The following is a 22,280-nucleotide window of genomic DNA, read 5'->3' as shown; positions in this document are numbered from 1 at the left end:
GCCGCCGCAGGCGCGGCAGGGGCCGGAGTCGCCGCAGGCACGGCAGGGGCCGGAGTCGCGGGTGCCGTCGCGGTCGGGGTCGAGGGCCGGGCCGCATTCTTCAGCGGATCCCATTTCTCGAACTTATCGGCGGCGGATTTCACCGCATCCAGCCCCATCGCCTTGGGATTGGCGACCTTCTTCAGATCGTCGGCCACATCCTGAACGCCGGTTTCCTTTGCCGCCTGCTCCATCGCCCGGCTGAATTCGCGCCCCATGGCACGGATCTTCGCCGTGAAGCGACCCAGCTCGCGGAACATGCCGGGCAAGTCCTTCGGACCGATCACGACAAGCGCGACGATGCCGACGACCATCAATTCGGACCAGCTCAAGTCCATGATGTCCCTCCCGTCCGGGACCGGCCGGTCAGGCCTTGTCCTTCTCGGGGGTCACGTCCTTGGCCGCGTCGGCCTTGGCATCTTCCAGCTCTTTCGTGCCGTCATTCACGCCCTTCTTAAAGGCGGTGATGCCCTTGCCGACTTCGCCCATCAGCGAGGACACTTTGCCCTTGCCGAAAAGCACCAGAACGACGACCGCGATCAGCAGCAGGCCGGGAAGACCGATATTGTTCAGCATTGAACCTCTCCATGTCCGGCCCATGGCGGGCCAAATCCTTGACTGTCCCCGTTCTAGGGCCAGCCCGGCCCCGGTTCCAAGACCCCTGCCCCTTGCCTGCCCCGTTCAACTGACAGTATTTTGTCAGTAGGTCGGGCGCCGCCCCGCCGCCCCTTGCCCCGCAACAGGCCCCCATGTCCCGCGACACCCGCCTTTACGACCTGGTCCAGATCCTGCGCGACGGGCGGCTGCACACGGCGGCCGAACTGGCCGGGCGGCTGGGCGTGTCGCCGCGCACGATCTGGCGCGACATGGCGATGATGGCCGCGACCGGCCTGCCCGTCTCGGGCGAACGGGGTCTGGGCTACATCCTGCGCTCGCCGCTTCTGCTGCCGCCGACCATGCTGACCCCGGACGAGCTGGAGGCGCTGAATGCCGGGCTGCGCCATGTCGAGGCGACCGATCCCGCCCGCGCCCGCGCCGCGAAAAGCCTGCTGACCAAGATCGCGACGCTGCTGCCGCAGGCCAGTCTGGACGGCACGGACTAGGCTCTTTTCATCGGGCGGCGAAGGCGCCAGTCTTGCCCGGCAAAGGAGAGCGCCATGACCGCCTGGGAAGACTATCTGACCAAGAATCAGGACCGTTTCATCGCCGAGCTGATCGAATTCACTGCGATTCCCTCGGTCTCGGCCAAGCCCGAAAACATCGCCGATGTCCGCGCGGCGGCCGATTGGGTTGCCGCCCGGCTGACCGCGGCGGGGGCGGAACATGCGCAGGTCTACCCGACCGCGGGCCATCCGGTGGTCTGTGCCGACTGGCTGCATGCCGGGCCCGACGCGCCCACGATCCTGATCTATGGTCATTTCGACGTGCAGCCGGCCGAGCCTTTCGATCTGTGGACCTCGCCGCCGTTCCAGCCGGAAATCCGCGACGGCAAGCTGTGGGGGCGCGGGGCTTCGGATGACAAGGGCGGGATGCTGATCCCGATCCTGACCTTCGAGTCGTTTCTGAAGACAGAAGGAAAACTGCCGGTAAACGTTCGATTTTTCTTCGAAGGCCAGGAAGAGATCGGCTCGCCCGACCTTCTGCCCTTCGTGGCGGCCCATGCCGATCTTCTGCAGGCCGACATGATCTTTTCCGCCGATGGGCTGCAATGGGCGCCGGGCCAGCCGCAGATCGTCGAGGCGTTGAAAGGGCTGGTCTCGCTGGAGATCACCGTTCAGGGCCCGCGTGGCGACCAGCATTCGGGCATGGTGGGCGGCGGCATCGCCAACCCGGCGCTGGCGCTGGCCCATATTCTGGCGGGCCTGCGCAACGAACAGGGGCTGATCACCGTCGAGGGCTTCTATGACGACGTGATCCCGCTGGACGCCGACAGCCGCGCCGCGCTGGCCCGGGTGCCCTACCCGGACGATCAGCTTCTGGCCGAAACCGGCGCGCCCGCGCCCTGGGGCGAGCCGGGCTATAGCACGCAGGAACGGATCTTCGCCCGGCCGACCTTGGATATCAACGGCTTGACCTCGGGCTGGCAGGGCGCCGGCACCAAGACGGTGCTGCCCGCCCTTGCCAGTGCCAAGATCACCTGCCGGCTGGTCTCCGCGCAATCGCCCGAGAAGATCTTTGAGGCGATCCGCGCCCATGTCGAGAAACACTGCCCGCCCGGCGTGACCGCCACGGTTACCCGCAATCCGGGCCGCGCCGATCCGTTCCAGGTTCCCGCCGGCCACAATGCCAGCAGCGCCGCGGCCGAGGTGCTGACCGAACTCTACGGCATCGCGCCGCTGCGCACCCGGGTTGGCGGCTCGATCCCGGTGATGACCACGCTTCTGGACACGCTGGGCGTCCATGCGGTGATGTTCGGCTTCAGCCATGGCGACGAGAATCTGCATGCGCCGAACGAATTCTTCCGTTTGGACGAATTCCGGCGCGGGCAAACGGCTTACGGGAAATTGTTCGAGCGGCTTGCGAAGTAGGCCGGGGCCTGTCCCCGGCTATTTCACCCCGAAGACAAAGCACCTGTCGCGGCGGATCATCAGCCACAGCGCCATGCCCGGCCGCGGCAGGAACACCCCGGGCACCGAGGCGACCAGGCGCGATCCGTCGAAATCCATCCGGAATTCGACCAGCGATTCGCGGCCCAGATAGCGCGCCCGCAGCACCGTGCCCCGCGCCGGCGTGCCGTCCTGCGGCGTTGGGTTCGGGCCGCGCCCGCCGCGGTCGAAGTCGATCTTCAGATGCTGCGGCCGGATCACGATATCGACCGGCGCCCCGTCGGCATGGCCCGGCGTCAGGAAATCGCCAAAGGGTGTCTCGGTCAGCGCCCCCCGCGATGTGCCGCGGATCACGTTGATATCGCTGAAGAACGCCGCCGCCGCCTTGTCGACCGGGGCATTGTAGACATTATAGGGCGCGCCCTTCTGCACGATCCGCCCGCCGCGCATCAGCGCGATCTCGTCGGCCATGCGCATCGCTTCGTCCGGCTCATGCGTGACCAGAACGACCGCCGCGCCCTCTTCCTTCAGGATGTCCAGCGTCACGTCGCGAATCCCGTCGCGCAGCCGGTTGTCGAGCCCCGAGAACGGCTCGTCCATCAGCATCACCCGCGGCCGCGGGGCAAGCGCGCGCGCCAGCGCCACGCGCTGCTGCTCGCCGCCCGACAATTGATGCGGATGCTTGGGCCCGAAGCCGGTCAGGTTCACCCGTTCCAGCAATTCCTCGACCCGGAACTGCCGCGCGGCCTTGTCGCCGCTGAGCCCGAAAGCCACGTTCTGCGCCACGGTCAGATGCGGAAACAGCGCGAAATCCTGGAACATCAGCCCGACGCCGCGCGATTCGGGCGGCAGATGCAGGCCCGGCCCCGCCATGGGGCGGCCATCGATGGTGACGGTGCCCGCATCGGCGCGTTCAACCCCGGCGATCATCCGCAGCGTGGTGGACTTGCCGCAGCCCGACGGGCCGAGAAGGCAGGTCACCTGCCCCGCCGCCACGGAAAGCGACACCCCGTCCACGACCGGGCGCCCGCCAAAGGCGCGCACCAAGCCGTTGATTTCAAGACGCGGCGCCAGCTCGGTCATGGGAGATCCATGCAATCCCGTGTGAAACAGTCAGGGATTGCCCTAGCAGCCGGGACGCCGGGCTTCAACCCCGGCCCGGATCCCGGCCGCCCGGCGCCCCTACATGGTCGAGTTCGTCGCCCCGCCATCCAGCAGGATGTTCTGCCCCACCATGAACCCCGCATGCTGCGAGCACAGGAAGGCGCAGGTCGCGCCGAATTCGGCCGAGGTGCCATAGCGCCCGGCCGGGATCTGCGCCCAGCGTTGCGCCCGCGCCTCGTCTTCCGAGATGTTCTGCGCCCGCGCCGCGCCCTGATCCAGCGACACTGCGCGGTCGGTAGCATGCATGCCCGGCTGCAGATTGTTGATCGTCACGCCCTTGCCCGCCACCTGCCGCGCCGTGCCGGCAACAAAGCCGGTCAGCCCCGCGCGGGCCGAGTTCGACAGGCCCAGCACCGCGACCGGCGCCTTGACCGAGACCGAGGTGATGTTCACCACCCGCCCCCAGCCGCGCGCCATCATCCCCGGCAGAACCGCCTGCATCAGCGCGATCGGCGTCAGCATGTTGGCGTCCAGCGCCTTGATGAAATCGTCGCGCGACCAGTCGGTCCACTGGCCCGGAGGCGGGCCGCCGGCATTGGTCACCAGGATGTCCACCTCGGGCCCGGCCGCCGCAAGCACCGCCGCGCGCCCTTCGGGCGTGGTGATGTCGCAGGCCACCGCGGTGACCTTCACGCCATGCGCCGCCCGGATCGCCGCCGCCGTCGCTTCCAGCGCCTCGGCGCCGCGGGCACAGATCACCAGATCGACCCCCGCCTCGGCCAGCGCCTCGGCGCAGCCGCGGCCAAGCCCCTTCGACGCCGCACAGACGATTCCCTTTTTCCCGCGCAGTCCCAGATCCATGTTTGTCTCCCGAAATGTTTACGTCACCCTAACGGCCGCCCTGCCGCAGCGAAAGGCCCCGGAACGTAGACAATCCACCCCCGATCCGCCGGGTGTTTCCAGACGGACGCCTGTCGGGCAGAAAATTCCCATGGGGTTTGACCCCGGCCTTTACGGTTTGTTACCCTTCACTGACCGAAGGTGGGGGCCGACGGTTCGATTCTGCCGGAGTTCTTTTGCTCATGTCTGCTGCCGCAGCCGCTGTGTCGCCTGGTCATGCCGCCCAGGTCTTTTCCGCTCATGACATCTATGTCGCCTTTGGCGTGAATGCCGGCGAGGGCCTGGGTCTGCCCGAGGCGGTGGAAATCGGCGATGTCTACGAGCTGGACGAACGTGGCGGGCCGCTGCGCCTGATGCTGACCCATGCCGCCCCCGGCGCCGACACGCGGGTTGCCGCCGGCTCGGCCCTGGGCCTGCCGGGCGACCGGGTGCGTGTCGCCGCGCGCTATACGCTGATGTCGCCCGATGGCGACGGGGTGGAACTGCTGCTGCTGGAAGTGGCGGGCAAGCTTTGCGCCCTGCCGCTGTCGCCGATGAGCCTGCGCACCGAATACACGCTGCTGCGCGTCGATGCCGCGCCCGAGGAAAGCCGGCTGTCCGATCTGATGTGCGTGTCCTTCGCGCGCGGCACGATGATCACCCTGGCCAATGGCCGGCAGGTCGCGATCGAAACGCTGCGCCCGGGCGATCTGGTTCTGACGCGCGACCATGGCGCCCAGCCGCTGCGGATGATCGGCAATGCCACGCTGCGCGGCCGCGGTGCCTTTGCGCCGGTGGTGATTCCGGCCGGCACGCTGGGCAATTCCGGCGATCTGATCGTCAGCCAGCATCACCGGATGTTCCTGTATCAGCGCCGGCGGATGCAGGGCCTGGCCACGGCCGAAGTGCTGGTGCAGGCCAAGCATCTGGTCGATCAGGAAACGGTCTTCATCCGCGAAGGCGGCATGGTCGACTGGTTCAGCCTGGTCTTCGACCGGCACGAGATCATCTATGCCGAAGGCATTCCCGCCGAAAGCCTGATGGTCAATGATGCGACCGTCAACCGACTGCCGCCGGACCTGGCCGCCGATGTGAAGGCGCGCTTTCCGGGCCTGGCGCAGGTTCAGCATTTCGGCACCGAAGCGGGGCGGAAATTCCTGGAAGAGATCAGCCCCTCGGCGCTGTATCGCGTCCTGTCGCGCCCGCCGGTGATGCGCGACCATCGCCGCGCCCGCTAAGCCGCCCGACCCGCCAGGCTGACGGCGCCTGCCGCCCCAGCGCCCCCGTGGACGCAGCGGCGCCTTTCGGCTAAGAGGCCGGCATGCTGGACAACACCGCCCCCCTTCCGCCCGAAATCGCCCGCCGCCGGACCTTTGCGATCATCTCGCACCCGGACGCCGGCAAGACCACGCTGACCGAAAAATTCCTGCTGTTCGGCGGCGCGATCCAGATGGCGGGCCAGGTGCGCGCCAAGGGCGACGCGCGGCGCACGCGGTCGGACTTCATGAAGATGGAGCAGGAGCGCGGGATTTCCGTCTCGGCTTCCGCCATGTCCTTCGACTTCCGCAATTATCGCTTCAACCTGGTCGACACGCCTGGCCATAGCGACTTTTCCGAAGACACCTATCGCACGCTGACCGCCGTGGACGCCGCGATCATGGTGATCGACGGCGCGAAGGGCGTGGAAAGCCAGACGCGGAAACTGTTCGAGGTCTGCCGGCTGCGCGACCTGCCGATCCTGACCTTCTGCAACAAGATGGACCGCGAAAGCCGCGACACGTTCGAGATCATCGACGAGATCCAGGAAAACCTGGCGATCGACGTGACCCCGGCCTCCTGGCCGATCGGGGTTGGCCGCGAATTCATCGGCGCCTATGACCTTCTGCATGACCGGCTTGAGATCATGGATCGCGCCGACCGCAACAAAGTGGCGGAATCGGTCAAGATCACCGGGCTGGACGACCCGAAACTGGCCGATCACGTGCCGGCCGAGCTGTTGAAGAAGCTGCGCGAAGAAGTTGAAATGGCGCGGGAATTGCTGCCGGCCTTTGACCGCGCGCAATTCCTGCATGGCGCGATGACCCCGATCTGGTTCGGCTCGGCGATCAATTCCTTCGGGGTGAAGGAACTGATGGACGGGATCGGCGAATTCGGGCCGCAGCCGCAGCCGCAAAAGGCCGCCGAACGCCAGATCGAGGCTGGCGAAAGCCCGGTCACCGGCTTTGTCTTCAAGGTCCAGGCCAATATGGACCCCAAGCATCGCGACCGCGTGGCTTTCGTGCGGCTGGCCTCGGGGCATTTCGAACGCGGCATGAAGATGTTCCATGTGCGCACGAAAAAACCGATGGCGGTGACCAATCCAGTGCTGTTCCTGGCCGCCGACCGCGAATTGGCCGACGAGGCCTGGGCGGGCGACATCATCGGCATTCCGAACCACGGCCAATTGCGCATCGGCGACGCGCTGACCGAGGGCGAGGTGCTGCGCTTTACCGGCATCCCGTCCTTCGCGCCGGAATTGCTGCAATCGATCCGCGCCACCGACCCGATGAAGGCCAAGCACCTGGAAAAGGCGCTGTCCCAATTCGCCGAGGAAGGCGCCGCCAAAGTGTTCAAGCCGATGATCGGCTCGGGCTATATCGTCGGCGTCGTGGGGGCGCTGCAATTCGAAGTGCTGGCCAGCCGGATCGAGCAGGAATATTCCCTGCCGGTGCGGTTCGAAGGCTCGAACTTTACCTCGGCCCGCTGGATTTCCGGCGACAAGGCCGAGATCGAGAAGCTGGTGAACGTCAACAAGCAGCACATCGCCACCGACAGCGACGGCGATCTGGTCTTCCTGACCCGGCTGCAATGGGACATCGACCGGGTGACCCGCGACTATCCGGGCGTCAAGCTGACGGCGACCAAGGAAATGATGGTGTAACCCCTTCGCCTTCGGCGCCTTCCGGGACGATCCGTCCAGGAAGGGCCGAAGGGATCGGGGCCGGTTACTTCGCCGCCAGGAACGCGGGCACTTCCAGCAGGATCGCCTCGTTGTCGGCGGCCTTGTCCAGCTGCCGGCCCGAGCTGTAGGGCAGGTTGTTGTCATTGCCGACCATGATATGGGTCTCGTCCACCCGCATCACGTCTTCGATGGTGAAGAAGGGGAAGGTGAACTTGCCCGCCAGATCGCGCGTCGCCAGCGTCTCAAGCCGCGCCTTGCCATCGGGATCCTGGATATCCATCAGGTCGATATGGCCGATCCGGCGCACGAAGCCTTCGGCATCGACCGAAGCCGTGTCGATCATGACGATGCGCTTGACCAGCGCCGGCGCGGGGAAGCAATCGGGCGCGGGATCGGCCGCACATTTCAGGCTGGGATCGCCCTCGCCATTGTCGCGCTCGATGATCATCGCGCGGGTCTCGTCGACGAAGTTGAAATCGCCAATCGCCGTGGCGCCCTCGGCCAGCTGGAACTTGAACGACTGGCCGGTCCATTCGCCCTTGGCCGGATCGAAAGCCAGCGACCACAGGAAATTGGCGCCGGGCTTGCCGTCTTCGCCCAGCAGCGGCTTTTCGAACAGAACCCACAACAGCCCCGTCCCGGGCTGCAGCGCCATACCCTCGTATCCACCAGACCGCTGTACGGTCCAGTCTTTTCCGGGCACCGAGGTGGCCGAGATGCCGGGCGTGTCGGGCCCCTTCAGTTCGACCCCGTCCTTCAGCGTCGGATAGACCGCCAGGATCCGGCCATCCAGCGCCACGCGCAAGAGATAGGGCCCGAATTCGTCGCCGATCCACAATTCGCCATTCAGATACTGGATCGATTCCAGATCGAAATCGGCGCCGGTCAGATAGCGGCTGTCGCTGCCCTCATAGGCGATGCGGAACGGCACCTTGAAATCGGGGTCATGCAGGAAGGTGGTCTGGGTCAGCTCCATCACGCCCGTATCCCACTGCGGCATCATCTTGTGGAACATCAGCAGCGCATCGGGGCTGTTGGCCTTGGTGCCATAGCCATTGTCGGTCAGCATGAACACGCCGCCATCGTCGGCCGTGTTCATCGCATAGCCAGAGAAGCCCTGCACCGGCTGGCCCTTGAACGGCAGCGAGATGCCGGTGGCGCGCTTGCCATGGCTGGCGCCGGTATCGCCCATCACCGTCTCGGGCGCCATCACCCGGGCGGCGGCGGTGAACTTGCCCGAGATCTTCGCATCTTCCGGCGCATCTTCCGGGGCCGGGGTCAGGGTCAGGGCCGGCAGAACGGCATGGCCGGCCAGCTTGGCCGGAAAGACCGGCTCATCGGCCAGGGCCGGTGCGGCGCAAAGCGCGGTGGTGGTCAGGAACGGGGCCAGGAAACGGGAAAGGCGCATTGCGGGATCTCCTTTGTTGCGGCGGTCACCGGGGCCTAAGCCCCTCGAAAGACAAAGGAACGACGGCAAGGCAACGGATTGGAAACGCCGGGATGAAGCTTTGCCCACCCCCGCGCGTCCGGCCTTGGCTTGACCCTGCCCCGCGCCGCTTCTAGCTTGCGCCCAACCGACCCGGCCCCGCGCCGCAGGACCAGGATCATGAGCCGTCCGCCACTGCCAGACCCCGCGATTCCCACCTATGACGACGCGCCCGAGGCGCTGATCGGGCTTTGGAACCAGCGCCGCCGCGCCCTGTCCCTGGCCGAGGGCGAGGCCCTGCCCGCTTTGGATGTGGATCTGAAATCCCTGCTGGCCACGCGCGTGCCCGAGGGCGAGGTCCTGGGGCCCCGCGCCTCGGCCCATGCGGTCAAGCGCCATGAGATCCGCCAGGAACTGGTCGGCTTCACCGAATTGGCGGCGCTGAACGGGCTGCTGATCGCGCATCTCAGGAAGAAGCGCGCCCCCCGCCCCGCCGCGCGGCTGTTCCGCCGGATCTGGGCGGAAGAGGCCGATGCGCTTCTGGCCGAATTGCCGCCGCGCTGGCTGATCTCATCCGCCATCACCTTTGGCGACCATGGTGGCACGGAAGACCAGCGCCGGATCGGCCTGGCGGTGAATGTGCTGTTCTCGCTGATGAAGCTTTACGAATTCGAGCGGCTTTATTCGGGCACCGCCCCCGATGCGGCCTTCCCGCTGCGCAGACGCAGGCGCAAGGACATGGTGCTTGACCTGCCGGGCTTCTCGCTTCTGTCGGGGGGCTTGGATGTCAACTTGCTTGCGCAGATCTGGGACATGGCCCGGGACGAGCCGGTTGTGGGCCGCATCGCCTGCCATCTTCTCGACCAGTTGAACCGCGATCCGCGCAGCCTGTTCCGCCGGCTTGGCCTGATGCGTACCGATCTTGTCGCGATCCGCGCGGAAAAAACCACGAATTTGGCCTCAGACTAGCGGAATCGGGGCAGCAAACTTGACCTTCGCCGCGCCTTCCTGTAACGGCGCAACAGGCCCCTTAGGGCTCCCGACGCCGGGACGCCCGGAGATCTTGCGTCCCATAGACATCCGCATGGCCCGATGCCATGCCTGACAGGACGCTGATGACCAAGTTTTCCGATCTCGCGCTGGACCCGCGCGTGTTGCAAGCGATCACCGAGGCCGGCTATGAAAGCCCGACCCCGATCCAGGCCCAGGCCATTCCCGAGGCGCTGAAAGGCCGTGACGTGCTGGGCATCGCCCAGACCGGCACCGGCAAGACCGCCTCTTTCACCTTGCCGATGATCACGCTTCTCGGCCAGGGCCGCGCCCGCGCCCGCATGCCGCGCAGCCTGGTGCTGGCGCCGACGCGCGAATTGGCCGCCCAGGTGGCCGAGAATTTCGACATCTATGCCAAGCATACCCGCCTGACCAAGGCGCTGTTGATCGGCGGCGTGTCCTTCGGCGAACAGGACAAGCTGATCGACCGCGGCGTCGATGTGCTGATCGCCACGCCCGGCCGGCTTCTGGACCATTTCGAACGCGGCAAACTGCTGTTGACCGGCGTGCAGATCATGGTGGTCGATGAGGCCGACCGGATGCTTGACATGGGCTTCATCCCGGATATCGAGCGGATCTTCCAGTTGACCCCCTTCACCCGGCAGACGCTGTTCTTCAGCGCCACGATGGCGCCGGAAATCGAGCGGATCACCAACACCTTCCTGACCAACCCGGCCAAGATCGAAGTCGCGCGCCAGGCCACCGCCTCGGCCACGATCGAGCAGCGGCTTTACGATTTCGCGCCGACCCGCAAGGATCGCAGCTTCACCGAGAAGCGCGCCGTCCTGCGCGCGCTGATCCGCGGCGAGGGCGAGACCTGCACCAATGCCATCGTGTTCTGCAACCGCAAGATGGATGTGGATGTGGTGGCGAAATCGCTGAAATCGCACGGGTTCAACGCCGCGCCGATTCATGGCGACCTGGACCAGTCGCAGCGGATGAAGACGCTGGATTCCTTCCGCGACGGCTCGCTTCACATCCTGGTCGCCTCTGACGTGGCGGCGCGCGGGCTTGATATTCCGGCCGTGAGCCATGTCTTCAACTTCGACGTGCCCTCCCATCCGGAAGACTATGTCCACCGCATCGGCCGCACCGGCCGCGCCGGCCGTCAGGGCCGCGCCTTCACCATTTCGGTGCCGTCGGATGTGAAATATCTGGCGGCGATCGAAAGCCTGGTGAAGCAGGAAATCCCGCGCGCGCCGCTGCCCGAAGGGCTGGATCTGGCGGGTGAGGGCAGCGACCGCCCGCAGCGCGAACGCAGCAGCAAAAGCCGCGATCGCGACCGTGACCGCGGACCGCGCGGACGCGACAAGAATCGCGATGACAAGCCGCGCGACATGGTGCCCTTCGTGCCGGTGGCCGTGGTGGCCGAACCCGTCGAGGCCGCGCCGCCCGAAGCCGCCCCCCGGCGCGAGGATGACCGCCGCGACGAGCGGCGCGAAGACCGCCGCGACGACCGCCGCTCGGGCCGCGATCGGCGCGAGGAACGTCACGAGGATCGGCCCGCCGGCCGCGATGAACGGCGCGCCCCGCGCGACCGTCGCGATGACGGGCCCGCCGTGGTGGGCATGGGCGACCATGTGCCGGATTTCATCCTGCGCAGCTTCAAGGTTTCCGCCCCCACCGTCTCGGATGAGGACGAAGCGCCCGCGACCGCGCCGGAACACGCCGACGAAGGCTGATCCCGCGCTGGCGGCCCCCGCGCAGTGCGCGATCTTTCGACGAAAGATCGCCACCCCCAAAGCAAAACGCCTCCCCATCGGGGAGGCGTTCTTGCATCGGGCCCTGGCCTATTCGGCGACCAGCCGGCTGACCACCACAGTGACTTCCGGCTTCTTGCCGATCTCCTCCATGGCGACCTGGCGCACCAGCTTGCGCAGTTCTTCATCCATCCGGTCGTCGTCGCGCAGCACCTTGCGCCCTGCCCGCTCCATCCAGTCGGCCAGATCGGCTTCCATCGTCTCGGTCAGATCCCGCCCGCCGCGGCCGGTTTCGGTCAGACCCATCAGCTCGACCCAGGGCTCGCCCATCGGCTCGTCCTGTTCGTCCAGGATCACCGTCACCAGCACATGGCCATTCAGCGCCATGCGGATCCGGTCGCGGATCACCCCGTCCATGGCGCCGATCAGCATCGTGCCGTCCAGATAGATCCGTCCGGTCTGGATCTGATCCACCGCCACCGGCGCCTCGCCGGTCAGATCCAGCATCGTGCCATTGACCGCAACCATGCCCGGAATCCCGGCTTCGGTCGCCAGGCGCACATGTTCCTTCAGATGGCGATGTTCGCCATGCATCGGCACCAGCATGTCGGGCAGCAACAGCCGGTGGACATGTTCCAGATCGGGTCGGTTGGCATGGCCCGAGACATGGTACAGCCCGCCCGCATCGTCATGCACGGTCACGCCCATTTCCGAAAAGGCGTTCCAGATCCGGATCACGTCCTTTTCGTTGCCCGGAATGGTGCGCGACGAGAACAGGAAGCTGTCGCCCTCGCGCATCTCGAAGCCCAGATATTTCCCGCGCGACAGCGCGGCGGCGGCAGCGCGCCTCTCGCCCTGGCTGCCGGTGACCAGCAGCATCAGGTTGCGCCGCGGCACCTCTTGCGCCTCGTCCGGGGTCAGCGTGCCGGGAAAACCTTCCAGCACCCCGGTTTCCGTGGCGGCCGAGAGCATCCGCTTCATCGACCGGCCCATCACGCAGACCTGCCGCCCGGCCGCCTTGGCGGCTTCGGCCAGCGTCTTCAGCCGCGCCACGTTCGAGCCGAAGGTGGTGGCCACGAACATGCCCGGCGCCTTGGCGATCAGCTCGGCCAAGTGGCCCGCCAGCGTGGCCTCGCTGCGGCCCGGGGCCGGCGAGAAGACATTGGTGGAATCGCACATCAGCGCCTTGACCGGCGCCTCGGCGGCCAGCGCCTCCCAGGCGGCGTCATCCCAGGGCTCGCCCACAACCGGGCTGCGGTCGATCTTGAAATCGCCCGTATGGACAATACGCCCGGCCGGCGTGTCGATGATCAGCGCGGCACTTTCCGGGATGGAATGCGCCAGCGGCATGAACTGCACCTTGAAGGGCCCGGCCTCGATCACCATCGGCCGCGGCTCGACCACGCGCAGCGCATCGCTGGCCAGCCCTGCCTCTTCCAGCTTGCCCCGCCCCAGATTGGCGGTGAACTTGCGCGCATAGACCGGCTTGCCGCCCAGGCGCGGCATCAGATGGCCAAGCGCGCCGATATGGTCCTCATGGCCATGGGTGATGAAAATCGCCTCCAGCCGGTCGACCCGTTCGGCCAGCCACTGGATGTCGGGCATGATCACCTCGACCCCGGGCGCGCCGTCCATGTCGGGGAAGGTCACGCCCAGATCCACCAGGATCAACCGCTCTTTGCCCGGGGCGCCATAGCCGTAGACATAGCAGTTCATCCCGATCTCGCCAGCGCCGCCGAGGGGAAGATAGATCAGGCGGTCCTTGTTCATGTCATGTCCTTGTTGAAGCGATGGATCACGGTCAGCCCGTGCATCGTCAGATCGTCCTCGATCGTGTCGAACAGAACGTCCGTGGCGCCGAACAGCACCGCCAGCCCGCCCGTTCCGATGATCTTCATCTCGCGCCCGCGCTCGGCCTTGATCCGGGCGCAGATTTCCTTGACCAGGCCAATATAGCCAAACCAGATCCCGGCCTGCATGCAGGCGACGGTATTGCTGCCGACCACGCCCTGCGGGCGCGACACATCGACATGCGGCAGGGCGGCGGCCGCGCTGTGCAGCCCCTCAAGCGAGGTGTTCACCCCGGGCGCGATCACGCCCCCCACATAGGCGCCGTCATCCTCGACCACGTCAAAGGTCGTCGCCGTGCCGAAATCGACCACGATCAGATTGCCGCCGTGCCGGTCGAAGGCCCCGGCCGTATTGACCAGACGGTCCGGCCCCACGGCCGTTCCGGCATCCACCCGCGGCGGCACCGGCAGAAGGCAGTCGGGTTTGCCTACCACCAGTGGCCGGCAGTTGAAATAGCGATCGGCCAGGACCCGCAGGTTGAACACCACCCGCGGCACGGTCGAGGAGATGATCACCGCATTGATCCGCGCCGCGATGCCCTGGTGTTCCATCAGCGTGGTCAGCCAGACGAAATACTGGTCCGCCGTGCGCTGCCAGTCGGTCGCGGTGCGCCATGTGCCCAGAAACGCCCTTCCGTCCCAGACCGAGAACACCGTATTCGTATTGCCGCAATCGATGGCAAGCAGCATGTGACCTCCCCCAGGCCGCATCAGAAGAACACCTCGGCCGCCGGGATGGCAACCGGCCCGGCCGCCATGCGCAGCACCAGATTGCCCTCGGCATCCACCGTCTCGAAAATCCCCTCGCGGGTCTGGGTGCCGGTGCGCGCGGTGATCCTTTCGCCCAGCCGCGCCGCATCGGCCAGCCAGTCCCCCCGCAGCGCCGGGAAGCCGCCGGCACGAAACGCCGCCTCGCGCGCGGCAAAGGCCGGGGCCAACGCATCGAGAAACCGCTCGGGCGTGATCCGCAGGCCGGTCTCGCCCAGGATCGACACCGGCGGCACGGCGCCCGGCTCGACCGCCTCGGGCGGCGGCGCGCCGACCAGGTTCACCCCGATGCCGATGCACAGCACATCGCCCGAGGCTTCCAGCAGGATCCCCGACAGTTTGCCGCCATTCAGCAGCACGTCATTCGGCCATTTCAGCGCAAGGGCCTGCGGCAGGCCGGTCAGCGCCACCAGCGCGTCGCGCAGGGCAAGCGCGGTCACGAAGCTGCGCAGCGCCACCTGGGCCGGCGGCTCGGCAAGGCGCATCACCAGCGAGCCGTAAAAGTTGCCCGGCGGCGAAGCCCAGGGCCGCGCGCGGCGGCCGCGGCCGGCGGTCTGCTCGGCCGCCAGGATCCACAAGGGAAGCGCCGCACCCGTGGCGGCGCGGCGCAGGCCTTCGGCATTGGTGGAATCGACGGCTGGCAGCAGGGCCCGCCCCGCTGCCCCCCCGGCGGCTGCCGGATCAGCGGACAAGGGCGTCGGCCGCGACCTTTGCCACGGGCTCGATCCCGAACAGGTTCACCACCCCCAGCACCATCACCGCGGCCACCGCCACCATCAGCGCCCATTGCACCGGCGCCATCCGGCTTTCCACCGGCTCGGTCGGCTGGCCGAAATACATCAGATAGACGATGCGCAGGTAGTAGAACGCCCCGATGACCGAGGCCACCGCACCCGCCACCGCCAGCCAGACCATATCGGCATCGACCGCGGCCTTCAGCACGTAGAACTTCCCGAAGAAGCCCACCATCGGCGGCACGCCGGCCAGGCTGAACATCAGGACCAGCAGGGCCAGCGCCTTCAGCGGCTCGGTCTTCGAGAACATGTTCAGGCCGGCAATATCGGTGACCGGCCGCCCGTCACGCTCCATCGACAGGATGAAGGCGAAGGTGCCCACGTTCATCGTCACATAGATCGCCATGTAGATCAGCATGGCCTGCACACCTTCCGGCGTGGCCACGGCCAGGCCGATCAGCGCATAGCCCATATGGGCGATCGAGGAATAGGCCATCAGCCGCTTGATGTCCTTCTGGCCGATCGCCGCGATCGAGCCCAGATACATCGACACAACCGCCAGCGCCGCCAGAACCTGGCCCCAGTCATTCGGCAGCGTGCCGAACGCGTCCTGCACCAGCCGCGCGATCAGCGCCATGGCGGCCACCTTGGGCGCGGTGGCGAAGAAGGCGGTCACCGGCGTGGGCGAGCCTTCATAGACATCGGGCGTCCACATGTGGAAAGGAGCGGCCGAGATCTTGAACGCCAGGCCCGCGATCATGAACACCAGGCCGAACAGCAGGCCCAGCGGCACATGTTCGCCATTCAGGGTCGACAGGATGCCCGCGAACTGCGTCGTGCCGGCGAACCCGTAGGTCAGCGAGGCGCCGTAAAGCAGAAGGCCCGAAGACAGCGCGCCGAGGACGAAGTATTTCAGGCCGGCTTCCGTCGACTTCACGCTGTCGCGGCGCAGGGCGGCCACGACGTAAAGCGCCAGCGATTGCAGCTCCAGCCCCATATACAGCGCCATCAGGTCGCCGGCCGACACCATCATGCACATGCCCAGCACGGCCAGCGTGACCAGCACCGGGAATTCGAAGCGCAGGATGCCGCGGCGGGCCATATAGGCCTCGGACATCACCAGGACGGCGGCGGCCGACAGCAGGATCGTGACCTTGGTAAAGCGCGCGAAGGGATCGTCCAGGAACATGCCGCCGAAGGCCGCGCGTTCGCCGGTGATGGCAAGGCCGATCCACAGCGCCAGCGCGATGAACAGCCCCGCCGTGGCCCAGACCAGCATCGAAGCCAGCTTGTCCTTGCCGGTATAGACCGCGCCCAGAAGCGCGCCCATCGCGAAAAGGGCCAGGATGACCTCGGGCAGGACGGTGTTGAAATCTGCGGATGTCATGGTCCGGTCCTCAGTGCATGGCCGTTTCGGCTTCCCCGACGGGAAGCGCGGCGTGGTAATCGGTGACCAGCTGGGCGACCGAGGGTCCGATGATGTCGGTCACGGCCTTCGGGTAGACGCCCAGGATCAGCGTCATCGCGATCAGCGGCGCGAAGATCGCCTTTTCGCGGGCGGTCATGTCGGTGATCGACTTCAGCGCTTCCTTGATCAGCTCGCCAAAGACGACGCGGCGATACAGCCACAGCGCATAGGCGGCCGACAGGATCACCCCGGTGGCGGCGACGGCGGCCACCCAGGTATTGACCTGGAAGATCCCCATCAGCGTCAGGAATTCGCCGATGAAGCCCGAGGTGCCCGGCAGGCCGACATTGGCCATGGTGAAGAACATGAAGACCAGCGCATAGGCGGGCATCCGGTTCACCAGGCCGCCATAGGCGTCGATCTCGCGCGTGTGCATCCGGTCGTAGATCACGCCCACGCACAGGAACAGCGCGCCCGAGATGAAGCCGTGCGACAGCATCTGGAAGATCGCGCCATCGACGCCCTGCTGGTTCGCGGCAAAGATCCCCATCGTCACATAGCCCATATGGGCGACCGAGGAATAGGCGATCAGCTTCTTCATGTCCGACTGCGCCAGCGCCACCAGCGAGGTGTAGACGATCGCGATCGCCGACATCCAGAACACCAGCGGGCTCAACAGATCCGAGGCGACCGGGAACATCGGCAGCGAGAAGCGAAGGAAGCCGTAGCCGCCCATCTTCAGCAAGATCGCCGCCAGCACGACCGAGCCTGCGGTCGGCGCCTGAACGTGCGCATCGGGCAGCCAGGTATGCACCGGCCACATCGGCATCTTCACCGCGAAGCTGGCGAAGAAGGCCAGGAACAACAGCGTCTGCATGCCGCCCACGATATGCACGCCCGCAATCGCCAGCGTGTCATGCGAGAAGTCATGCGCCATCAGCTTGACGATATCGGTGGTGCCCGCGTCGTAATACATGGCGATCATCGCCACCAGCATCAGCACCGAGCCGAGGAAGGTGTAGAGGAAGAACTTGAACGCCGCGTAGATGCGCTCCTTGCCACCCCAGATGCCGATGATCAGGAACATCGGGATCAGGCCTGCTTCGAAGAACAGGTAGAAAAGCACCAGATCCAGCGCGCAGAACACGCCCAGCATCAGGGTTTCCAGGACCAGGAAGGCGATCATGTATTCCTTCACCCGGGTCTCGACGCTCCAGGCCGACCAGATGACCAGAGGCATCAGGAAGGTCGTCAGCATCACGAACAGGATCGAGATCCCGTCGACGCCCATTTTATAGGTGAAGCCCAGGATCCAGGGCCGTTCGATGACGAACTGGAAGCCGGTGTCTTGCGGATCGAACCCGGCCAGCAGGAAAAGCGACGCCAGGAAGGTGACCACGGTGGCGAACATCGCCAGCCATTTCGCATTGGCCTGGGCCGCCGCATCATTGCCGCGCAGGAAAAGCGCCAGGATGGCGGCCGCGACCAGCGGCAGGAAGGTGATGATCGAGAGAAGTTGCTGTTCCATATGCCCCGCGCCCCTTACCTGGCGCCGCCGAAGAGGGTCATCCAGGTGACGAGGACAACGATCCCCAGCACCATGGCGAAGGCGTAGTGGAAGAGATAGCCCGACTGCATCCGGCCCGCGAGCCGGGTGAAGAACGGGATGATCCCCAGCGCCACGCCGTTGATCGTGCCGTCGATGACAGCGCCGTCGCCCTTTTTCCAAAGCGTGCGGCCCAGCCATTTCGCCGGCCTGACGAAGAGCCAGTCATACAGCTCGTCGAAATACCACTTGTTCAGCAGGAACAGGTAGAGCGGCCGTTGTGTCGCGGCCAGACGGCCCGGCAGATCGGGACGCTTGATGTAGAAGATCCAGGCGGTGACGAAGCCGATCAGCATCGCGACGAAGGGCGCGACCTTGACCCATTTCGGCGCTTCATGCGCTTCGTGGATCACGTGATTGTCGGCCCCGATATAGATCGCGCCTTTCGGTGCGGCGGCGGCGACATGCGCTGCGGCCGGGGCTTCGGCCACGCTGGCGGTGGCCGGTTCGGCCGTGGTGGCGGCGGGCGCTTCGGCCGGGGCCTCGGTGCCATGCTCGGCGCCCGCGACGGTCGCGTGTTCGGTGCCGGCTTCGGCGCCATGTTCGGCGACCGCCTCCATGCCGAACCAGCTCCGCAGCTTGGTCTCGTCTCCGAAGAAGACATTGTACCACAGCATGCCCGAGAACATCGCCCCCAGCGCCAGCACCCCCAGCGGCACCAGCATGACCAGCGGGCTTTCATGCGGCTCATGGCCGTGCCCATGCGCGTCATGGCCGTGCCCATGCGCAGCGTGACCATGGCCGTGGCCGTGATCATGCCCCTGCGCGCGGCTTTCGCCGTAGAAGGTCAGGAACATCAGGCGCCAGGAATAGAAGCTGGTGAAGCAGGCCGCGATGACCAGCAGCCAGAAGGCATATTGGCTGCCGCCCGCCCAGGCGCTTTCGATGACCGCATCCTTCGACAGGAAGCCGGCAAAGCCGTAATGGGTCAGCGGAATGCCGACGCCGGTGATCGCCAGCGTGCCGATCATCATCGCCCAGAAGGTCAGCGGAATCTTCTTCCGCAGGCCGCCGTAATTGCGCATGTCCTGCTCGTGATGGGTGGCCATGATGACCGAGCCCGCGCCCAGGAACAGCATCGCCTTGAAGAAGGCGTGGGTGAAGAGGTGGAACATCGCCACCGAATAGACGCCCGAGCCGGCGGCCACGAACATGTAGCCCAGCTGCGAACAGGTCGAATAGGCGATCACGCGCTTGATGTCGTTCTGCACCAGACCGACGGTCGCGGCGAAGAAGGCGGTGGTGGCGCCCAGGATGGTGATGAAGGCTGTGGCCGAGGGCGCGAATTCATACAAGGGCGACATCCGGCAGACCAGGAACACGCCCGCGGTCACCATGGTCGCGGCGTGGATCAGCGCGGAAACCGGCGTCGGGCCTTCCATCGCGTCGGGCAGCCAGGTGTGCAGGAACAGCTGCGCCGATTTCCCCATCGCCCCGATGAACAGCAGGACCCCGATCAGGTTCGCCGCGTTCCAATCGGCCCAGAGGAAGCGCAGATTGGTTTCGGCAAGCGCCGGCGCCGCCGCAAAGACGGTGTCGAAATTGATCGAGTCGGTCAGGTAGAACAGCGCGAAGATGCCAAGGGCAAAGCCGAAATCGCCGACGCGGTTGACGATGAAGGCCTTCATCGCCGCCGCATTGGCCGAGGGCTTGCGATAGTAGAAGCCGATCAGCAGATACGAGGCCACGCCCACGCCTTCCCAGCCGAAGAACATCTGGATCAGGTTGTCGCTGGTGACCAGCGTCAGCATCGCGAAGGTGAAGAAGGACAGATAGGCGAAGAAGCGGGCCTTGTAATGCTCGCCCTCATGCCAGTTCTCGTCATGCGACATGTAGCCGAAGCTGTAGAGGTGAACCAGCGCCGAGACCGAGTTCACGACGACCAGCATGATCGCGGTCAGCCGGTCCAGCCGGATCGACCAGGCGGTGTCCAGCGCGCCGGACTGCACCCAGTCCAGCAGGTGGATGTGCTGGGTTTCGCCGTCGAAGGTCAGGAAGATGACCCAGCTCAAGGCCGCGGCCAGGAAGACGAGGCCCGTGGTCAGCACCTGCCCGGCGCGTTCGCCGATGATGCGCCAGCCGAAGCCGCAGATCAGGGCCCCGATCAGAGGCGCAAGAAGGATGATCGTCGCCATGTCCCTTAGCCTTTCATCACATTCACGTCCTCGACGTCGATCGTTCCGCGGTTGCGGAAGAAGACGACAAGGATCGCCAGGCCGATCGCCGCCTCGGCCGCGGCCACCGTCAGCACGAAGAGCGTGAAGACCTGGCCCACCAGATCGCCCGAGAAGGACGAGAAGGCGACAAGGTTCAGGTTCACGGCCAGAAGCATCAATTCGATCGACATCAGGATGACGATCACGTTCTTCCGGTTCAGGAAGATCCCGAAGATGCCGATGACGAACAGCACTGCTGCCACCGTCAGGTAATGTTCAAGTCCCACCATCGCTTCGTCCCTTCGGGTCTTTGCCCGTTCATCCTTCAGTGTGCCCCGGATTCGATCCGGGTTCTTATCCGTCGAACCGGTTCCGTTCGATGACCTCGGCTTTGCAGACGCAGGTCGCCTTCGGAAGGGTCGTCCTTTTCGACGGCAGCTTGTTCCGATCAATCTCCGCCTGGACAGCCTCAAGACTCAGCGGCCTTACGGTCTTGGCGGTCGCGAACATGATGGCCGCGACGACCGGTCTGGCTTTCCTGTCGTCTGCCGCAATCGCCTTCAACGACTTGCAATCGGCGAACATCGCAACCTCGGTCTTTTTGCCCGCGGTCGCCGGAGAATAGGTGTAGCTCACGTACCGCCCTTCGAAGCTGTCGACATAGCTGGCCGATCCGCCATCGGCGTCCTTGCAGTCCGGCAACGAGCCGGCGACCGCCGAAACGGGCAGTACGAGAAAAAGCGCCGGGACGAAACCGCCGAAACGCATTGTTACAGCCCCTGCCCCGGTTTCACGTCCTTCAGCTCCATCGCCTTGGCCGGGTCGCGCCACATCTGGGCCAGCACGTTCTGGCGCTTGATGTCCTTGCGGTGGCGCAGCGTCAGCAGGATCGCCCCGATCATCGCGACCAGCAGGATCAGGCCGGCGGCCTGGAACAGGTAGATGTACTTGTCATAAAGCAGCAGCCCCAGCGCGCGGGCATTGTCCACGCCTTCCGGCGCCGGCGCGCCATGCAGGGCGCTGGCGCCCTCGGCCGTGGTCCAGGCGCCCAGCCCGATCGACAGCTGCATGATCAGCACCAGCCCGATCAGCAGGCCCAGCGGCATGGCACGCGCCATCTCGCCCTTCAGCGCGGCGAAGTCGATGTCCAGCATCATGACGACGAACAGGAACAGCACCGCCACGGCGCCGACATAGACGATCATCAAGAGCATCGCGACGAATTCGGCGCCCAAAAGCACCATCAGTCCGGTGGCGGACAGGAAGGTCAGGATCAGCCACAGGACCGAATGCACCGGGTTGCGGGCGATCGTGACCATCAGCCCCGCCACGACCGCGATCGCGGCAAAAAGGTAAAAGGCGAAATCGGCGACCGTCATGGGGTTCCATCCTTCTTTTCGTCGAAGACGGCCTGGGCTGCCTCAAGCGCCTTCTGCATGGCGGGCAGGCCGCCGAACATGCTCATCTGCCAGATCACCTCGGCGATCTCGCGTTCCGTGGCGCCGGCTTCCATCGCATGGCGCACCGTCAGTTTCAGTTGCGGCTCGGCCTGGGCGCCCAGCACGGTCAGCGCCGCGATGGTCACCAGAAGCCGTGTCTTCGCATCCAGACCTTCGCGGTTGAAGGTCTTGCCGAACCACATTTCCATCATGTTGGCCGGCATGGTCGGGAACATCTTGTCGAAGCCGCCGACCTTGAAATTCTCAAGCGCCGGATTGAAGGCGCGCAGCATTTCCTGGCTGCTTTCCAGCATCTGCTGGATCATCTTGGCATAGGCTTCGGTCATTCGCTTTCCCCCTTCCGGCAGAGGAAGAAATTCACATTCGCCCAATCCATGGTCGACGAGGTCATCACGCCCGGATTGGTCGGGGTCTGTTCGCCGCCCATGATGTAATCGGGCGAGGTCAGGATCCGCACCTGCCCCGTGGCCGCCCAGCCCACCGGGCAATCGGCGCTGCCCTGGACCAGGATCACCGCATTGGCACCCAGATCGCCCGGACCGGCCGCGCCCTGCGGACCCGGCTCGCCCTGCGGGCCTGCGGGGCCCAGGGCGCCTTGCGGCCCCGGCTCGCC

Annotated in this window: 21 protein-coding genes and 1 pseudogene; 6 read left to right on the top strand and 16 right to left on the bottom strand. The window is 65.9% G+C overall.

Features of this window, described 5'->3' with window-relative positions; genetic code table 11:
- Both tatB and K1Y73_RS16550 read right to left on the bottom strand, forming a co-directional pair.
- Positions 1–377: Sec-independent protein translocase protein TatB (gene tatB, locus K1Y73_RS16555; RefSeq protein ID WP_225029417.1), on the bottom strand; the 377-nt coding region annotated here is incomplete at its 3' end.
- A gap of 28 nt (positions 378–405) precedes the next feature.
- Positions 406–615, bottom strand: coding sequence for a twin-arginine translocase TatA/TatE family subunit (locus K1Y73_RS16550; protein ID WP_225029416.1), 210 nt, complete (start codon positions 613–615; stop codon positions 406–408).
- A gap of 173 nt (positions 616–788) precedes the next feature.
- Here K1Y73_RS16550 and K1Y73_RS16545 point away from each other — a divergent pair, with 173 nt between their 5' ends.
- The gene (locus tag K1Y73_RS16545) at positions 789–1,142 is read left to right on the top strand and encodes a helix-turn-helix transcriptional regulator (RefSeq protein WP_225029415.1); all 354 of its coding nucleotides are present in this window, start codon (positions 789–791) and stop codon (positions 1,140–1,142) included.
- A gap of 54 nt (positions 1,143–1,196) precedes the next feature.
- A complete protein-coding gene (locus K1Y73_RS16540; protein ID WP_225029414.1) occupies positions 1,197–2,567 on the top strand; it encodes a dipeptidase in 1,371 nt (456 codons plus the stop codon).
- An 18-nt stretch (positions 2,568–2,585) separates the two neighbouring features.
- Here the strand turns inward: K1Y73_RS16540 and K1Y73_RS16535 are convergent, their stop codons facing one another.
- Entirely contained in the window at positions 2,586–3,668 is a 1,083-nt protein-coding gene (locus K1Y73_RS16535) for an ABC transporter ATP-binding protein (RefSeq protein ID WP_225029413.1), read from the bottom strand.
- A gap of 99 nt (positions 3,669–3,767) precedes the next feature.
- Positions 3,768–4,550: an SDR family oxidoreductase gene (locus K1Y73_RS16530; RefSeq protein ID WP_225029412.1), complete on the bottom strand. Its 783-nt coding sequence runs from the start codon at positions 4,548–4,550 to the stop codon at positions 3,768–3,770.
- Positions 4,551–4,771: 221 nt separating this feature from the next.
- Here K1Y73_RS16530 and K1Y73_RS16525 point away from each other — a divergent pair, with 221 nt between their 5' ends.
- The gene (locus K1Y73_RS16525; RefSeq protein ID WP_225029411.1) at positions 4,772–5,806 is read left to right on the top strand and encodes a Hint domain-containing protein; all 1,035 of its coding nucleotides are present in this window, start codon (positions 4,772–4,774) and stop codon (positions 5,804–5,806) included.
- Positions 5,807–5,889: 83 nt separating this feature from the next.
- Positions 5,890–7,488 (top strand): peptide chain release factor 3, encoded by a 1,599-nt coding sequence (locus tag K1Y73_RS16520; protein ID WP_225029410.1) that lies wholly within the window; start codon positions 5,890–5,892, stop codon positions 7,486–7,488.
- A gap of 64 nt (positions 7,489–7,552) precedes the next feature.
- Here K1Y73_RS16520 and K1Y73_RS16515 read toward each other — a convergent pair whose 3' ends face one another.
- A complete protein-coding gene (locus K1Y73_RS16515; protein ID WP_225029409.1) occupies positions 7,553–8,917 on the bottom strand; it encodes an esterase-like activity of phytase family protein in 1,365 nt (454 codons plus the stop codon).
- A 198-nt stretch (positions 8,918–9,115) separates the two neighbouring features.
- Here K1Y73_RS16515 and K1Y73_RS16510 point away from each other — a divergent pair, with 198 nt between their 5' ends.
- Together K1Y73_RS16510 and K1Y73_RS16505 are read left to right on the top strand one after the other, a co-directional pair.
- Entirely contained in the window at positions 9,116–9,904 is a 789-nt protein-coding gene (locus K1Y73_RS16510) for a hypothetical protein (RefSeq protein ID WP_225029408.1), read from the top strand.
- Positions 9,905–10,050: 146 nt separating this feature from the next.
- Positions 10,051–11,667 carry a DEAD/DEAH box helicase gene (locus K1Y73_RS16505; protein WP_225029407.1) on the top strand — a complete coding sequence of 539 codons (1,617 nt, stop codon included), beginning with the start codon at positions 10,051–10,053 and terminating at the stop codon, positions 11,665–11,667.
- 108 nt (positions 11,668–11,775) lie between these two features.
- Here K1Y73_RS16505 and K1Y73_RS16500 read toward each other — a convergent pair whose 3' ends face one another.
- From K1Y73_RS16500 to K1Y73_RS22050, 11 genes and pseudogenes are all read right to left on the bottom strand, one after another.
- Positions 11,776–13,455: a ribonuclease J gene (locus K1Y73_RS16500; protein ID WP_225029406.1), complete on the bottom strand. Its 1,680-nt coding sequence runs from the start codon at positions 13,453–13,455 to the stop codon at positions 11,776–11,778.
- Positions 13,452–14,225, bottom strand: coding sequence for a type III pantothenate kinase (locus K1Y73_RS16495; protein WP_225029405.1), 774 nt, complete (start codon positions 14,223–14,225; stop codon positions 13,452–13,454). Before K1Y73_RS16495 ends, K1Y73_RS16500 begins: the two co-directional genes overlap by 4 nt.
- A 20-nt stretch (positions 14,226–14,245) precedes the next feature.
- On the bottom strand, positions 14,246–14,995 hold the full coding sequence (locus K1Y73_RS16490) for a biotin--[acetyl-CoA-carboxylase] ligase (RefSeq protein WP_225029404.1): 750 nt from the start codon (positions 14,993–14,995) through the stop codon (positions 14,246–14,248).
- Positions 14,985–16,424, bottom strand: a complete 1,440-nt coding sequence (gene nuoN, locus K1Y73_RS16485) for an NADH-quinone oxidoreductase subunit NuoN (RefSeq protein ID WP_225029403.1) — start codon at positions 16,422–16,424, stop codon at positions 14,985–14,987. Before nuoN ends, K1Y73_RS16490 begins: the two co-directional genes overlap by 11 nt.
- 10 nt (positions 16,425–16,434) lie before the next feature.
- Complete coding sequence (locus K1Y73_RS16480) at positions 16,435–17,973, bottom strand: NADH-quinone oxidoreductase subunit M (RefSeq protein ID WP_225029402.1); 1,539 nt, start codon at positions 17,971–17,973, stop codon at positions 16,435–16,437.
- Between the two features lie 14 nt (positions 17,974–17,987).
- Entirely contained in the window at positions 17,988–20,186 is a 2,199-nt protein-coding gene (gene nuoL, locus K1Y73_RS16475) for an NADH-quinone oxidoreductase subunit L (RefSeq protein ID WP_225029401.1), read from the bottom strand.
- 5 nt (positions 20,187–20,191) lie between these two features.
- Entirely contained in the window at positions 20,192–20,497 is a 306-nt protein-coding gene (nuoK, locus tag K1Y73_RS16470) for an NADH-quinone oxidoreductase subunit NuoK (RefSeq protein WP_225029400.1), read from the bottom strand.
- Positions 20,498–20,561: 64 nt separating this feature from the next.
- On the bottom strand, positions 20,562–20,975 hold the full coding sequence (locus K1Y73_RS16465) for a hypothetical protein (RefSeq protein WP_225029399.1): 414 nt from the start codon (positions 20,973–20,975) through the stop codon (positions 20,562–20,564).
- Positions 20,976–20,977: 2 nt separating this feature from the next.
- Entirely contained in the window at positions 20,978–21,586 is a 609-nt protein-coding gene (locus K1Y73_RS16460; RefSeq protein ID WP_225029398.1) for an NADH-quinone oxidoreductase subunit J, read from the bottom strand.
- Positions 21,583–21,993 (bottom strand): carboxymuconolactone decarboxylase family protein, encoded by a 411-nt coding sequence (locus K1Y73_RS16455; protein WP_225029397.1) that lies wholly within the window; start codon positions 21,991–21,993, stop codon positions 21,583–21,585. The genes K1Y73_RS16460 and K1Y73_RS16455 overlap by 4 nt, the downstream gene beginning before the upstream one ends.
- Positions 21,990–22,280 (bottom strand): annotated as a pseudogene (locus K1Y73_RS22050) (hypothetical protein); the annotation flags it as partial. The gene K1Y73_RS16455 and the pseudogene K1Y73_RS22050, both read right to left, overlap by 4 nt.

This window comes from Xinfangfangia pollutisoli (assembly GCF_020179405.1).
Taxonomy (GTDB): Bacteria; Pseudomonadota; Alphaproteobacteria; order Rhodobacterales; family Rhodobacteraceae; genus Pseudogemmobacter; species Pseudogemmobacter pollutisoli.
Note: the sequence above shows the minus strand (reverse complement) of the source record. Positions and strands in the feature narration are given on the sequence as shown.

Coding starts and splice junctions, on each gene's coding strand:
- K1Y73_RS16545 (WP_225029415.1), top strand. CDS start 789: ATGTCCCGCGACACCCGCCTTTACGACCTGGTCCAGATCCTGCGCGAC.
- K1Y73_RS16515 (WP_225029409.1), bottom strand. CDS start 8,917: ATGCGCCTTTCCCGTTTCCTGGCCCCGTTCCTGACCACCACCGCGCTT.
- K1Y73_RS16505 (WP_225029407.1), top strand. CDS start 10,051: ATGACCAAGTTTTCCGATCTCGCGCTGGACCCGCGCGTGTTGCAAGCG.
- K1Y73_RS16510 (WP_225029408.1), top strand. CDS start 9,116: ATGAGCCGTCCGCCACTGCCAGACCCCGCGATTCCCACCTATGACGAC.
- K1Y73_RS16465 (WP_225029399.1), bottom strand. CDS start 20,975: ATGCGTTTCGGCGGTTTCGTCCCGGCGCTTTTTCTCGTACTGCCCGTT.
- K1Y73_RS16460 (WP_225029398.1), bottom strand. CDS start 21,586: ATGACGGTCGCCGATTTCGCCTTTTACCTTTTTGCCGCGATCGCGGTC.
- nuoK (WP_225029400.1), bottom strand. CDS start 20,497: ATGGTGGGACTTGAACATTACCTGACGGTGGCAGCAGTGCTGTTCGTC.
- K1Y73_RS16480 (WP_225029402.1), bottom strand. CDS start 17,973: ATGGAACAGCAACTTCTCTCGATCATCACCTTCCTGCCGCTGGTCGCG.
- nuoN (WP_225029403.1), bottom strand. CDS start 16,424: ATGACATCCGCAGATTTCAACACCGTCCTGCCCGAGGTCATCCTGGCC.
- K1Y73_RS16540 (WP_225029414.1), top strand. CDS start 1,197: ATGACCGCCTGGGAAGACTATCTGACCAAGAATCAGGACCGTTTCATC.
- K1Y73_RS16535 (WP_225029413.1), bottom strand. CDS start 3,668: ATGACCGAGCTGGCGCCGCGTCTTGAAATCAACGGCTTGGTGCGCGCC.
- K1Y73_RS16520 (WP_225029410.1), top strand. CDS start 5,890: ATGCTGGACAACACCGCCCCCCTTCCGCCCGAAATCGCCCGCCGCCGG.
- K1Y73_RS16495 (WP_225029405.1), bottom strand. CDS start 14,225: ATGCTGCTTGCCATCGATTGCGGCAATACGAATACGGTGTTCTCGGTC.
- K1Y73_RS16550 (WP_225029416.1), bottom strand. CDS start 615: ATGCTGAACAATATCGGTCTTCCCGGCCTGCTGCTGATCGCGGTCGTC.
- nuoL (WP_225029401.1), bottom strand. CDS start 20,186: ATGGCGACGATCATCCTTCTTGCGCCTCTGATCGGGGCCCTGATCTGC.
- K1Y73_RS16525 (WP_225029411.1), top strand. CDS start 4,772: ATGTCTGCTGCCGCAGCCGCTGTGTCGCCTGGTCATGCCGCCCAGGTC.
- K1Y73_RS16530 (WP_225029412.1), bottom strand. CDS start 4,550: ATGGATCTGGGACTGCGCGGGAAAAAGGGAATCGTCTGTGCGGCGTCG.
- K1Y73_RS16500 (WP_225029406.1), bottom strand. CDS start 13,455: ATGAACAAGGACCGCCTGATCTATCTTCCCCTCGGCGGCGCTGGCGAG.
- K1Y73_RS16455 (WP_225029397.1), bottom strand. CDS start 21,993: ATGACCGAAGCCTATGCCAAGATGATCCAGCAGATGCTGGAAAGCAGC.